Here is a 13,544-nt window from a genome sequence, read left to right on the forward strand (position 1 = left end):
CCGGGTCGCTGCGCGACCAGTTCCACGTCCAGGTGTGCGTCACGGACTTGCCGGGCTGGATCTGGGTCAGCACCTGGGCGCTCGACGCGCAGTGGGCGGGCGACCAGATGAGGTCGTTGCCCGACCTGATCTCCACGGTCGCGGACGTCTGCGCCATGTCGACGGCACACGTCTCGGTGCCCGTGTTGCGGATCTCCAGGGTCAGGTTGACCTGCTCGCCGACCCGGTACCTGGTGTTCTCCGGACGGTCGCCGGTGAGGACCAGGGTCGCGTTGCCCGGGTACAGGCACGGCAGCAGTTGCGGCGCCCCGCCTTCCTTGCCGGCCTGGCCGCCGACCGCGCCGCCGTTGGCCGCACCCGGCTGCTGCGGAGCCTGGCCCTGGCCGGTCGTGCCGGTCGCGCCGCCGTTGGCCGCGCCCGCAGTCGCTGCACCGGCCGCGTTGCCGGCTGTTCCGCTGCCCGCGGTTCCCCCGGCCGTGCCGGGCACAACGGGGGCACCGTTGCCGCCCGAGTTCGCTCCCGACGCGGCACCGGGCTGTGCCGGGTTGGTGCCGGCGTTCGCTCCGGTCGCGGCGCCGGGGCCGATGACGCCGGGGCTGGCCGGCGCGCTCGGCGGCGGCGAACTGCCTTCCGACGATGCGTTCTTCTTGTCATCACCACCACCGCCGGCGGTGCACGCCCACGCGACAAGCGCGATCAGCACGGCAAGGCCGACCAGCACGATTGCCCGGCGGCGCCAATACACGGACGGGGGCAGATGGCCGACAGGGCGCGTCACAGAGTCCACCGGGAAACTCTATGGCCGCCGACTACGCCGTCTGGGTCAGCCGCGCCGCATCCGACGTGGGATTTTGGATGTTGAGACGCCCTTGTGGAGGGTGGTTTCCGGCAAACCACCGCAAGCGTCGCGAGTGATCGTGGCGTACCTCATCCGGGTGACTTTCGGGGGATGCCCGGCGGCCCGTCCCGGCGTGGGAGGATCGGGGGGTCATGCCGCACGCACTCAACGACCTCGTGATCGACTGGTACGCGGAAAACGCCCGCGACCTTCCGTGGCGCACAGCCGACGCCACGCCGTGGGCCGTCATGGTCAGCGAATTCATGCTCCAGCAAACGCCGGTGAACCGCGTCCTGCCCATGTACCAGACGTGGCTTGCCCGTTGGCCCACGCCCACCGACCTCGCCGACGCGGAGCCAGGCGAGGCGGTCCGCGCGTGGGGCCGCCTCGGCTACCCGCGCCGCGCCCTGCGCCTGCACGCCGCCGCGACCGCGATCCGCGACCGGCACCGAGGCCAAGTCCCGCGCGACCACGACAAGTTGCTGGCACTCCCGGGAGTCGGCGAGTACACCGCGGCGGCCGTCGCGTCGTTCGCGTTCCGGCAGCGGCACGCGGTCCTCGACACCAATGTCCGGCGCGTGTTCGCCCGCACGATCAGCGGGGTCGAGTACCCACCGCAGTCCACGACGGCCGCCGAACGCCGCACCGCGACGGACGCCATGCCGCTCGACGCCGCCACCGCCGCCACATGGGCGGTAGCCGTGATGGAGCTCGGTGCGCTGGTCTGCACCGCACGCACGCCGCGCTGCGGCGACTGCCCGGTGTCCGCGTTGTGTGCGTGGCGACTGGCCGGGAAACCGGCGTACGACGGTCCGCCCCGGCGCGGCCAGACGTACGCCGGGACGGACCGCCAGTGCCGCGGGCGCCTGCTCGCCGTGCTGCGCGAGAGCGAAAACCCGGTCGGGCAGGCGGCGTTGGACAAGGTCTGGGAGGACCCGGTGCAGCGCGCCCGGGCGCTGGACGGCCTGGTCGCCGACGGACTCGTGGAACCGCTCGCCGACGGCGTCTACCGCCTGCCCTCCGGGTCGCCGGTCTCCGCGTGACCCACCGCGGTCGCGGACGCGGCGGCGTGCCGCCGCCGCACCCGCCCGCCTGCGGTCAGCCCTCCTCGGGCGCCGGCATGTAGCGCCACGCGGCCGTCACGTACTCCGGCTCCGGACACATCGCCGCCGCGAGCCGGAAGTACGGCGCCGCCTCCACCGCCCGCCCGGCCCGCTCCAGCGTGCGGCCGAGGGCGTGCAGAGCCCACGCGTCGCGGGGGTCGAGTTCGATCACCCGGCGCAGCGTGCCCTCCGCACGGCTGAGCTGCGCGGACCCGAAGTAGGCGCGCGCGGCGAGGAGTTGCACGGACAGGTTGTCGCGCTCGGCGTCCAGCGCGGGCTCGATGAGCTTGAGCGCGCCCAGCGGGTCGCGGGCGTCGATCAGTTCCTGGGCCCGGCGGTAGCTCTCCACGGTCATGCCGGACATCTGTGTCGTCACGTCGGCTCCCTTCGCGCGTCCGGGCGATCAGGACACCGGCGTCAACCGGCACGGGCCGCATTGTGTTCCCACCGCCCGGGCAGACGTCACGGACTGTCGCTTCGCGCTTCCGGTGCGTCGCGGAAGCCTTCGAGGCCCTTGAACGCGAGGGCGAAGGTCCGGTCGATCATTCCCGCGCGGGCTGGCTGCGGGAGAAATGCCAGGCTCGTGTCGAGCAGCAGCGTCGCGATGCCGTGGACCGCGGCCCAAAGTGCGACGTCGGTGAAGGGCCGCAGTTCCGGTGCCAGGGCTCCGGTCGCCACGAGCTCGTCGAGGGCGTCGGACATGACCGCGTAGGACTCGTCGTTCACCGCCGGGGGCATGTCGATCTCGCCGGTCGGCGCGTTCGGCGCGTCCGAGGGCTCGCCGCGGTGGCCGTTGCGGAAGATCAGCCGGAACAGCCCGGGCTCGGCAAGGGCGAAGTCGACGTAGCCCTGTCCGCTGGCACGGATGCGCCGCAGCGCCTCGTCGGTGCGGTCGGCGCAGGGCGTCCCGGCGTCGAGGTTGGCGCGCACGCGGGCGGTCATCATGCCGAGCGCGTGGTGCTTGACCTCCTCAAGGAGATCGCGGTGGTTCTCGAAGTGCCGGTACGCGGCCGTCGAGGACACGCCCGTGGCGCGGGCGACCTCGCGCAGCACGAGAGCCTCGGGCCCGCCGGCGCGCACCAGCTCGGTGGCGGCCTCGACCAGGGCGTTCCGCAGGTCGCCGTGGTGGTACGCGCGACGCGGCGCCGCCCCGCCTCCGGTCGTTTTCCGTGGACTCATCACGCGCCTCCCAGTTGATCTCGCTCCCCATGTTGACAGCGACAACATTGGATGCCAAGTTATCAGTGCAAACAATGTTGACGCCATAAACATCCAGGTTGGGCAGCCACCATGCTTGAACGCATCGGAAGAATCGCCGCATACCGCGCACGCACTGTCCTCATCACCTCCGTCGTCCTGCTCGTGGCCGCCGCCATCGCCGGCTTCGGAGCGTTCGGCGTCCTCAAAGGCGAGGGGTTCGACGACCCCGCCTCGGACTCCTACAAGGCGAGTGAGCGACTGGAGGACGTCTTCGGCCAGGTCCCCGAGTTGATCGTCGAAGTGCACGCCCGCGGCGGGTCCGTCGACGCGCCCGAAGCCGCCGACGCCGGGCGGCGCCTGACCTCCGCACTCGCCGGCGAGGAGGACATCGAGGGCGCGATCTCCTACTGGACCACCGGCGTCCCCGCGCTCAAGGCGGAGGACGGCACCAAAGCGCTCGTCATAGCGCACACCGACGAGGACTTCGACGCATTGCCGGACGGTGTGCGCTCCGCCCTCGCCGCGGACCTCGCGCCGGACGGCCCCATCACAGTCAAGATCGGCGGCGGCGCCGCCCTCGGCCCCGAGGTCAACGGCCAGGTCGGCAAGAGCCTCGCGATCGCCGAGGCCATCGCGGTGCCGATCACGCTCATCCTGCTCGTGCTGGCGTTCGGCAGCGTGGTCGCGGCACTCGTCCCGCTCGCCATCGGCTTCGTCGCCATCATGGGGACCTTCGGCGAGCTGTTCGTCCTCGGTTCGCTCACCGACGTGTCGGTCTTCTCCATCAACCTGACCACCGCGCTCGGCCTGGGGCTGGCAATCGACTACGGCCTGCTGATCGTCGCGCGGCACCGCGAACTCGTGCACGGCGGCGCGACCGTGCCGGAAGCGGTGGTCCGCACGGTGCAGACCGCGGGCCGGACGATCGTCTTCTCGGCCGCCACGGTCGCCGCCGCGCTCGCGGTACTGCTGGTGTTCCCGATGTACTTCCTGCGGTCGTTCGCCTACGCGGGCATCGGCGTGGTGGTGATCTCCGCTCTGGCGGCGCTGTTCATCGCACCCGCGCTGCTCTCGGTGCTCGGCCCGCGCGTCGAGTACGGGCGCATCAAGGGCGTCAAAGGCGTCCAGGGCGCCGAGACGCCCTTCTGGAGCAAACTCGCCGGCACCGTCGCCAAACGCCCGCTGCTGACCGCAGCACCTGTGCTGGTGATCCTGCTGGTCGCCGCGTCGCCGCTGCTCGGCGTCAAGTTCGGCACCCCCGACGAGCGCGTGCTGCCGGACAGCAGCGCGATCCACCAGGTCGGGGACTCACTGCGCGAGGACTACCCGAGCGACGAGACGCACACGATCGACGTGGTCGTGACCGGGTCCGGCGCCGAGAACGACCTCGGCGCGTACGCGACGCAGATCTCGGCACTGCCCGGCGTCGCACGCGTCGACACCGCGAACGGCGTCTTCGCCTCCGGCAACCCCGCCGGCGGTGCGCCGAACTCCGAACTGGCCCGCCCCGAGGCGCAACTCCTGTCCGTGGTCACGTCGTTCGCCCCGAAGTCGGACGAAGTGCAAGACCTGGTGCGCGACATCCGCGCGGTGCCCGAAGCCCCCGACACCGACACCCTCGTCGGCGGCGACGACGCGCAACTGGTCGACACCAAGCAGGCCATCGCGGACCGCATCCCGCTCGCCGCGGCCCTCATCGCCCTGACGACGTTCCTGGTGCTGTTCCTGTTCACCGGCAGCATCGTGCAGCCGCTCCGCGCCCTCGTCCTCAACGGCCTCAGCATCGCGGCGGCCATGGGCGTCACCGTGTGGGTGTTCCAGGACGGCCACTTCGCCGACTTCCTCGGCTTCACACCGCTGCCCATGGACACCTCCATGACGGTGCTGCTCTTCTGCATCGCCTTCGGACTGTCCATGGACTACGAGGTGTTCGTCATCAGCCGCATCAAGGAGCTGCACGACGCCGGCCACTCCGGCACCGACGCGGTCACGCAAGGTCTGGCCCGTACCGGACGCATCGTGAGCACGGCCGCCGTGCTGCTCGCGGTCACTTTCGTCGCCTTCCTCACCAGCTCCGTCAGCTTCCTGCAACTGTTCGGGCTGGGCGCCGCGCTGGCGATCCTGATCGACGCGACGCTGGTGCGCGGCATCCTCGTACCGGCCACGATGCGGCTGCTGGGGCCGGCCGCGTGGTACGCGCCGAAGGGGCTGCGGAAGGCGTACGAGAAGGTCGGCGTCAGCGAGGCCTGAAACGACCGGAACGACGTCACCCGACGGCGAGGGCCGCGCGATCCGTCGCGCGGCCCTCGCCTGCCCACAGCTCACAGCTCACAGGAACCGGTCGAACTCCCCCGCCTTGACACCGGCGACGAACGCGGCGAGCTCGTCACGGGTGTAGCAAAGGGCGGGACGCGACGTGTCCTTGGAGTCGCGCAGGGCCACCCCGCCGGCGATCGGGGCGAGTTCGACGCACGAGGTGTTCTGCTCGGGAACGACGACTTCGTCCATCCCGCGTGCGTCAGATCCGCCTGGTAGAGCTCGTTCTTGTCCATGAACCGCTTTCTGCTCGCTCAAGGAGCAGCGCCACCGAGTCTTCCGGCGACAAGGCCGCCGATTGGATCTGGCCAAACAAGCGGTCACAGCGCCGGATATCGCGCTGCGTATCACGGGGGATAATACCGCCGATACTGTCCATGAATGCCACGGGCGGATCAACGGGATCAGCGAACTTAAGTACGACAAATCCCGCGCCCTGCACGGCACTTCGCCCCGCGTTGAACGGCACGATCTGCACTGTCACATTCGGCAGCCGGGCCATCTCCGCCATGTGCAGAAACTGCTCCCGCATCACCTGCGGACCCCCAACTCGAAGTTGAGCGCGGCCTCGGTGGTGATCCCGTGGAAACGCAGCACAGGTTCCTCGACAAGCCTGCGCTGGCGGGCGATCTGCCTCCGGGCGGACTACCTGCCCGCAGCGTGTAGAACTGCTGCGCCGGTTCGGGCGACAACCAAGTCTCGACCGGCCTACCGCCGGGCTGGCGGAAAGTCAGGTCTGTGGAGCTGATATAAGACCGATGGGCGGTACACCGTCCCTTGCTGGTAACCCGGGTCGGCGATCGGCCGCGAAGCAGAAAAACCAACTCGTGAGGGAAGGGGTCTCCCTGCTTCGGCTGGGAGAAGAAGCCAAGCTTTCGATCTGGTCGAACGCGCGTGAAAGCTCCTTCGCATGATCGTCTCGGTGTAATGCCGGCGTCTGCGACAGACCCCGGCATTACACCATCGGGAACACGAGCGCGCGCCGCCTCGCGCTGCTGATCTTTGACGCGCCGCCGGCCCCCGTCCGCAGCGGCGTCGCGCGTGACCTTGCGTGTGCGCGGAGTCTGCACAGTTTCTGGCCGAGGCGCTTGTTTCCCGATCTGGTGAGTGTTGTTCCCAGTTTCCTGCCGTGACTCCGTGGACGTGCCGGCTCCCTCACCGCCTTTCATTCAGGATTCTTCCGGAGTTACTTGCACAGGCAGTTTCGTGGGTGCTTCACTCATCCTGAACACGCTGTGCTCTTTCCATGACACGCAGAGCAATCATCGCGATGCACACGACGTCGCACCGCGCGGCCCCCAGGGAGAGCTGTGCACGCAACCGCTGCGTCTTCCGAGCCCGTCCACATCGTCCGGTTGCCGTCCGACCCCGGCTCGGTCGCCGCCGCCCGGGAACACGTCGAAGTGCTGTGCCGCAAATTCGGCTTCGACGCGTTCGCTCCCGTGCAAGTGGTGTCCGAACTTGCCGGGAACGCCGTCGAACACGCCGGAATGCGCGGCGGCATCGAAGTATGGGTCTCGGTCGAACCCGGCTACCTGTGGATCGAAGTCGTCGATTTCGCCCCCGAATACGTTCCGGCCCTCGACCACATCGCCGAACCCGACGACGAGCAGGAGCGCGGTCGCGGCCTGTTGATCGCCCTGATGCTGGCGGAACGCGTCGAAGCCCAGGTCCTGGGCGACCGCAAAGCGCTGTGCGCATGCTTTCCGACAGCCGGCTGACGGCCGCCGCCGTCCCCGGGGCGCGGAAACGCGAAGGGCCGCCCCCGGTTTCCCGGGGGCGGCCCTTGCTCAGCCGTTTCCTGGCGCGCTCGGCGTCAGGACGCGTCGCCCTTCGACAGGTCCGGGCCGGAGCCCGCGGCCTCGACCGGCGGCACGTCCGGCAGCGCGGCCTTCTCCTCGCCGACGAACGTGAACTTCTCGTCCTCGCCGTCGCCTTCGGTGCCGACCACCACGATCGTGCCGGGGCGCAGCTCCGCGTACAGGATCTTCTCGGACAGCGAGTCCTCGATCTCCCGCTGGATCGTGCGCCGCAACGGACGCGCGCCCAGGAGCGGGTCGTAGCCCTTCTTCGCGAGCAGCTTCTTGGCGGCCGGGGTGAGCTCGATGCCCATGTCCCGGTCCTTCAGCCGCTCGTCCACCTTGGCGATCATGAGGTCGACGATCTGGATGATGTCGTCCTCGGAGAGCTGGTGGAACACGATCGTGTCGTCGACACGGTTGAGGAACTCGGGGCGGAAGTGCTGCTTCAGCTCCTCGTTGACCTTCGCCTTCATGCGGTCGTAGCCGGTCTTGACGTCCGACGAACCGCTGAAGCCGAGGCCGAAGCCCTTCGAGATGTCCCGCGTTCCCAGGTTGGTCGTCATGATGATGACGGTGTTCTTGAAGTCGACGACCCGGCCCTGCGAGTCGGTCAGGCGACCGTCCTCCAGGATCTGCAACAGCGAGTTGAAGATGTCCGGGTGCGCCTTCTCGACCTCGTCGAACAGCACCACCGAGAACGGCTTGCGGCGCACCTTCTCGGTGAGCTGGCCGCCCTCTTCGTAACCGACGTAGCCCGGAGGCGAACCGAACAGCCGCGACACGGTGTGCTTCTCGGAGAACTCCGACATGTCGAGCTGGATCAGCGCGTCCTCGTCGCCGAACAGGAACTCGGCGAGCGTCTTGGACAGCTCGGTCTTACCGACACCCGACGGGCCCGCGAAGATGAACGAGCCACCGGGGCGCTTCGGGTCCTTCAGGCCGGCGCGGGTACGCCGGATCGCCTGGGACAGCGCCTTGATGGCGTCCTTCTGGCCGATGACGCGCTTGTGCAGCTCGTCTTCCATGCGCAGCAGGCGCGCCGACTCCTCCTCGGTGAGCTTGAACACCGGGATGCCGGTCGCGGTCGAGAGAACCTCGGCGATGAGCTCCTCGTCGACCTCGGCGACGACGTCCATGTCGCCGGCCTTCCACTCCTTCTCGCGCTTCGCCTTGTCGGCAAGGAGGGTCTTCTCCTTGTCGCGCAGCGACGCCGCCTTCTCGAAGTCCTGCGCGTCGATCGCGGACTCCTTCTCGCGGCGGACGTTCGCGATCTTCTCGTCGAACTCGCGCAGGTCCGGCGGCGCGGTCATGCGGCGGATGCGCATGCGCGAGCCGGCCTCGTCGATCAGGTCGATCGCCTTGTCGGGCAGGAACCGGTCCGAGATGTACCGGTCCGCCAGCGTCGCGGCGGCGACCAGCGCGGCGTCGGTGATCGAGACGCGGTGGTGCGCCTCGTACCGGTCGCGCAGGCCCTTGAGGATCTCGATCGTGTGCGGCAGCGACGGCTCCGCGACCTGGATCGGCTGGAAGCGGCGCTCCAGCGCGGCGTCCTTCTCCAGGTGCTTGCGGTACTCGTCGAGCGTCGTCGCACCGATCGTCTGCAGCTCACCGCGGGCCAGCATCGGCTTGAGGATGCTGGCGGCGTCGATCGCGCCCTCGGCGGCACCCGCACCCACGAGGGTGTGGAGCTCGTCGATGAACAGGATGATGTCGCCGCGGGTGCGGATCTCCTTGAGCACCTTCTTCAGGCGCTCCTCGAAGTCACCGCGGTAGCGGGAGCCGGCGACCAGGGCACCGAGGTCAAGCGTGTAGAGCTGCTTGTCCTTCAGCGTCTCGGGGACCTCGCCCTTCACGATCGCCTGGGCCAGGCCCTCGACGACCGCGGTCTTGCCGACGCCGGGCTCGCCGATGAGCACCGGGTTGTTCTTGGTACGGCGGGACAGCACCTGCATGACCCGCTCGATTTCCTTCTCACGCCCGATGACCGGGTCGAGCTTGCCCTCCCGGGCGGCCTGCGTGAGGTTGCGCCCGAACTGGTCGAGCACGAGCGACGTCGACGGAGTGCCCTCCTGACCGGCGCCGCCCGGCGAGGCGGTCTTCTCGCCCGAGTAGCCGGAGAGCAGCTGGATGACCTGCTGCCGCACCCGGTTCAGATCCGCGCCGAGCTTGACCAGGACCTGGGCGGCGACGCCCTCGCCCTCACGGATCAGGCCCAGCAGGATGTGCTCGGTGCCGATGTAGTTGTGACCCAGCTGGAGCGCCTCGCGCAGCGAGAGCTCCAGAACCTTCTTGGCACGGGGCGTGAAGGGGATGTGCCCGGACGGGGCCTGCTGGCCCTGGCCGATGATCTCCTCCACCTGCTGACGGACCGCCTCAAGCGAAATCCCGAGGCTCTCGAGCGCCTTTGCGGCCACGCCCTCACCCTCGTGGATGAGGCCGAGGAGGATGTGCTCAGTCCCGATGTAGTTGTGGTTGAGCATCCTGGCCTCCTCCTGAGCCAGGACGACAACCCGCCGCGCGCGGTCGGTGAACCTCTCGAACATCGTTATCGCTCCTCAGAGCGGTCGTGCAGTTCGGGGACGGTCCCCTCCCTGTCCTTCCGCATGCTAGTCCCGCACGCGGGACCGCTCACTTCGTCCACATGGACGTGCGACCCACGTGTTGCAGGCCGCGCCGGACACCTAGTCAAACCTGATAGTGCGGGGCAGTGTTCCCCCGAACCAAGCAGAGTGACCGATTGCGAGTACGCCAGAAGCGAACGCGGCCGTCCGGTGCCGCCGACGACCGCCCGGCCCGCGGGCCTCCCACCGCCGTACCACCCCGCCCCGCGTCGCATCGGCGTCCCCTCCCACGCGCTCCTGACCGGCTCATACCCAGGGCCGCAGCGCCCATACGCCCGCCCGTCGCGGTCCGCGGCAAGGGGCGTCGCGAGACGTGCGGCACCTCGCCCGCGGTGTTCCGCCGGGGCCGGCGTCGACACGGAAACCCAACGCAATCGGTCAATCACCTTTCGTAACCGGAGCCGTTTTCCGGAGTTGAACACGCTATGGCAGCGACTCTCCTCTTCGCCCGCCGCTCGGCACCGGTGGTCCCCGGCCCGCTGGACGAAGCGCTTTGGTACGCCCGCGCCCTGGACTGGGCGGTGCTGCCGGACCAAGGCGGGCCGGCCGCCGTTGCCGCGCCCTCGCCCACCGGACCTGTCGTGCCGTCCGGCACCCGTCTCGGGGCTCACGCCGGGCCCGCCCCCGGATCGCACACACGCGCGGTGCGTCCGGTGCGGCCGGTCGGCGACGAGGCCGAAGGCGCCATGGTCCAGCCTACGGATTCAACGCGCCCGACGACGAATGACGCAGGACAGAGGGCTGCCGCGGGCGGGCAGGGGCGGTCGATCCACGCACTCGCGTCGGCGTATCTGACGTATCCGGCGTACCGGACGCCGGCCGGAGGCACACGCGTTCGCGGGTGCGGAGGGCGCCCCGGGCAGGGGATCGGCGGCGCCCCCGGTGCGACGGGCCGCGGCGCCTCGTCGGCGACCACGGATCCCGAGGTCATCCTGCGCTGGTGGCGTGCGCATCCGCGACGGGCGGTGCGGTTGGCCACCGGGGTGCGCTTCGACGTCCTGGACGTGCCGGGCGCGGCCGGGACACGCGTGCTGCGCCGGGCCGAACGCCTCGGGCTGCCGCTCGGGCCGGTGGCCGCGACCACGTCGGGGCGCGTGCAGTTCTTCGTCGCACCCGGCGTCGCGGAGGACCTGCCGGCGATGCTCGACTGGCTGGACTGGTCCGGCGTCGAGCTGGACCTGCGGGCCCACGGAGCGGCTGCATCCGTCCCGGCTCCGTCGCCGTGGCCCACGACGTGGCTGGCGCCGTGGCCGCGGGCGTGGGAGTCGTCCCGGTGGCTGCGGGCACCGGCGGGCTCTCGGCTGCGCTGTGCGGGCGACGCGGGACCGGAGAGTCTGCTGAGGTGCGACGTCCGGTTCGCGGACGTCACCCGCCTCCTGAGCGGCCTGGCGGACGCATGCCAGCACGTGCGGCTGCTGCCCGCACAGCGCGGCTGACGGTCGGCCCGGCGCCGGACAAGGCGAAGGGCGGTCCGCCCGGAGGGAGACCGCCCTTCGCGTCGTCCGTCAGGCGTGAGCCTTTTCGTACGCCTCTTTGATGTTCGCGGGCACGCGACCGCGCTCGCTCACCTCGTATCCGTTCGCCTTGGCCCACTTGCGCACGTCGGACGTGTCCGGGCCGGTGCCGGCAGACTTCGCCGTGCCTCGCGCGGCCCGACGGCCCGCGGCGCGGCCCCCGGTCTTGCGCGCCACCTGTACGTACGCGGCCAGCGCACTGCGGAGTTCACCCGCATTCGCTTCGCTGAGGTCGATCTCGTACGAGACACCGTCGAGGGCGAACGTCACCGTTTCGTCGGCCTTCCCGCCGTCGAGGTCGTCCACGAGAAGAATCTGGACCTTCTGTGCCACCGGTTTCCCTTTCATCGGGAGGGATCGCCACCAACCATGAAAAGGAAACCGCTTTTCCGGGAAAAATTCAAACCCGCGGAAGCGGAACCGAACGCACCGGCAATGCGTTTGACGAGATAGGAGAAGCCACCCGGAACCCGCCGACACTTCCGCTGCGTTGCCGACGCACGCGGCGATCCCTTGCGCGCAAACGCGAGTTCGCCGTCGTGGCGGCTACAGATGAAGCAGCATCCGCGTGTTGCCGAGTGTGTTGGGCTTCACGCGTTCCAGGTCGAGAAACTCCGCCACACCTTCGTCATACGAACGAAGCAGTTCCCGGTAGACCTCCGGATCCACCGGGGTCGCGTCGATCTCGACGAAGCCGTGGCGCGCGAAGAAGTCGACCTCGAAGGTCAGACAGAATATCCGGCGCACGCCGAGACGGCGGGCGGTCTCCAGCAACTTCGCGAGGACGAGGTGTCCGAGACCGTGGCCCCGGCATGTTGTGTCGACCGCAAGTGTGCGGACCTCGGCCAGGTCCTCCCACATGACGTGCAACGCACCACACGCGACCACCGCCTGGTCGGCGTCGCGTTCCGCGACCCAGAACTCCTGGACGTCCTCGAACAGTGTCACAGTCGGTTTGTCGAGGAGGATGCGCTTGCCCGCGTAGTCGTCCACCAAGCGCCGAATGGCCGCGACATCCGCGGTTCTGGCCCGTCGGATCGTGACTTCCATGCCGTGAAGGTATCGCGATCACGGGCATCGGCGACGCGGACCCCGGTGATCGCACACTGCATGCCCGGAATGCGGACACCCGCGGCTATCGGCGATTGGCCCGGGTTACCCGACAACCGACGAGCGACAGACTGTCGCGGATTTGCATACTCCTCGGAACCGGCTCCGGAATCGCCCCATTCGGGCCGTCGGAGGGGTCGACGGGGAGCCGACGACTCGGTGTGACTCCTTGCGCGCCCGCGCCGACAACGCGGCGCCGGGCAGCCGTCAGCAGCGGGATCATAACCATCAAAGCAGACATTTCACCCAAGGAAATTGAGGCCTGCTTTCCGGAACTCCTCGGCCCATGTGCGATTCGGCCCGATTCCCGGCTCACCGATCTTCGTCGTCTTCCGGCAGGGCCACCCGCAGGGCATCGCGCAGCGCGTCGACCTGATCCGGGGTCATGCCTTCCAGGAAATGGACCAACGCCCCCGCTCGACCGCCCCCGGAAAGCCAGTCCTCCCGCATCAACGCGGCGGTATGCGCCTCGCGGGAAAGCACCGGCTCGTAGTGATACGCGCGTCCGACCCGATGCCGGCGCAGCACGCCCTTCCGGTGGAGCTTGTCGAGGACGGTCATCACGGTCGTATACGCGAGTTCCCGCTCGGGCCGGAGAGCGTCGCGGACGTCGCGGACCGCAAGGGGCTCGGCCGCGGCCCACAGGCGCAGCATCACCTGCTCTTCGAGCTCCCCGAAGCGGGGCATGAAAGGTGCCTCCCGGCGGGAAAAATGCGTCGCGGTTGCCAGGTTTGGAGGTCGGCCAAACCTGGCTTTCCTGTGACGTGCCGCACAGCGATTTTTCGGTCTCCTATCGGCCATAGTAGCTCGATAACCCATCAAAACCGGCATATCGTCCAGACGTCGCCTGCTGCTACGACGGAGCGTCGTAGTGACGGCCCGCTCACCGGTTGGCTTCGGCGTCCTGCGGTCTGTTACCACTGATGAGCCGACACCGGACGCCGGGTCGCCCGCGCAGCGGACGACCGCGAGGCAACGTGCCGGGTCGGCGGATTCGTTCAAGGACGTTCGAGTCCGTCCCGCTCCGCCGCAAGGCCGCG

The 13,544-nt window shown here is 69.4% G+C and carries 12 protein-coding genes and 1 pseudogene; 4 read left to right on the plus strand and 9 right to left on the minus strand.

Annotated elements, in window-relative coordinates:
* Positions 1–787 (minus strand): hypothetical protein (locus ACRX5W_RS10630; RefSeq protein ID WP_436787774.1); only part of this gene is annotated, 787 nt, incomplete at its 3' end.
* A 203-nt stretch (positions 788–990) separates the two neighbouring features.
* Between ACRX5W_RS10630 and ACRX5W_RS10635 the strand changes: the two genes are divergently transcribed.
* Positions 991–1,881 (plus strand): A/G-specific adenine glycosylase, encoded by an 891-nt coding sequence (locus ACRX5W_RS10635; protein ID WP_436787775.1) that lies wholly within the window; start codon positions 991–993, stop codon positions 1,879–1,881.
* Positions 1,882–1,936: 55 nt separating this feature from the next.
* Here the strand turns inward: ACRX5W_RS10635 and ACRX5W_RS10640 are convergent, their stop codons facing one another.
* Complete coding sequence (locus ACRX5W_RS10640; protein ID WP_436787776.1) at positions 1,937–2,317, minus strand: tetratricopeptide repeat protein; 381 nt, start codon at positions 2,315–2,317, stop codon at positions 1,937–1,939.
* 86 nt (positions 2,318–2,403) lie between these two features.
* Positions 2,404–3,120, minus strand: a complete 717-nt coding sequence (locus tag ACRX5W_RS10645) for a TetR/AcrR family transcriptional regulator (RefSeq protein ID WP_436787777.1) — start codon at positions 3,118–3,120, stop codon at positions 2,404–2,406.
* A 111-nt stretch (positions 3,121–3,231) separates the two neighbouring features.
* Here ACRX5W_RS10645 and ACRX5W_RS10650 point away from each other — a divergent pair, with 111 nt between their 5' ends.
* Positions 3,232–5,391 (plus strand): MMPL family transporter, encoded by a 2,160-nt coding sequence (locus ACRX5W_RS10650; RefSeq protein ID WP_436787778.1) that lies wholly within the window; start codon positions 3,232–3,234, stop codon positions 5,389–5,391.
* Between the two features lie 78 nt (positions 5,392–5,469).
* Here the strand turns inward: ACRX5W_RS10650 and ACRX5W_RS10655 are convergent, their stop codons facing one another.
* Together ACRX5W_RS10655 and ACRX5W_RS10660 are read right to left on the minus strand one after the other, a co-directional pair.
* Positions 5,470–5,649, minus strand: a complete 180-nt coding sequence (locus ACRX5W_RS10655; protein ID WP_436787779.1) for a DUF397 domain-containing protein — start codon at positions 5,647–5,649, stop codon at positions 5,470–5,472.
* 10 nt (positions 5,650–5,659) lie between these two features.
* A pseudogene (locus ACRX5W_RS10660) lies at positions 5,660–5,998 on the minus strand (Scr1 family TA system antitoxin-like transcriptional regulator); the annotation flags it as partial.
* Positions 5,999–6,767: 769 nt separating this feature from the next.
* Here ACRX5W_RS10660 and ACRX5W_RS10665 point away from each other — a divergent pair.
* Entirely contained in the window at positions 6,768–7,178 is a 411-nt protein-coding gene (locus tag ACRX5W_RS10665; RefSeq protein ID WP_436787780.1) for an ATP-binding protein, read from the plus strand.
* A 95-nt stretch (positions 7,179–7,273) separates the two neighbouring features.
* Here the strand turns inward: ACRX5W_RS10665 and ACRX5W_RS10670 are convergent, their stop codons facing one another.
* Positions 7,274–9,802, minus strand: a complete 2,529-nt coding sequence (locus ACRX5W_RS10670; protein WP_436787781.1) for an ATP-dependent Clp protease ATP-binding subunit — start codon at positions 9,800–9,802, stop codon at positions 7,274–7,276.
* A gap of 503 nt (positions 9,803–10,305) precedes the next feature.
* Here ACRX5W_RS10670 and ACRX5W_RS10675 point away from each other — a divergent pair.
* Positions 10,306–11,316, plus strand: a complete 1,011-nt coding sequence (locus ACRX5W_RS10675) for a bifunctional DNA primase/polymerase (protein ID WP_436787782.1) — start codon at positions 10,306–10,308, stop codon at positions 11,314–11,316.
* Positions 11,317–11,385: 69 nt separating this feature from the next.
* On the opposite strand, the gene ACRX5W_RS10680 is transcribed toward ACRX5W_RS10675, so the two are convergent.
* The 3 genes from ACRX5W_RS10680 to ACRX5W_RS10690 all read right to left on the minus strand — a co-directional run bounded on the left by ACRX5W_RS10680 (position 11,386) and on the right by ACRX5W_RS10690 (position 13,191).
* The gene (locus ACRX5W_RS10680; RefSeq protein ID WP_436787783.1) at positions 11,386–11,727 is read right to left on the minus strand and encodes a histone-like nucleoid-structuring protein Lsr2; all 342 of its coding nucleotides are present in this window, start codon (positions 11,725–11,727) and stop codon (positions 11,386–11,388) included.
* A 213-nt stretch (positions 11,728–11,940) separates the two neighbouring features.
* Positions 11,941–12,444 carry an amino-acid N-acetyltransferase gene (locus tag ACRX5W_RS10685; RefSeq protein WP_436787784.1) on the minus strand — a complete coding sequence of 168 codons (504 nt, stop codon included), beginning with the start codon at positions 12,442–12,444 and terminating at the stop codon, positions 11,941–11,943.
* A gap of 372 nt (positions 12,445–12,816) precedes the next feature.
* A complete protein-coding gene (locus ACRX5W_RS10690; protein ID WP_436787785.1) occupies positions 12,817–13,191 on the minus strand; it encodes a BlaI/MecI/CopY family transcriptional regulator in 375 nt (124 codons plus the stop codon).
* Positions 13,192–13,544: the final 353 nt, after the last annotated feature.

Source organism: Yinghuangia sp. YIM S10712 (assembly GCF_051388935.1).
Taxonomy (GTDB): Bacteria; Actinomycetota; Actinomycetes; order Streptomycetales; family Streptomycetaceae; genus Yinghuangia.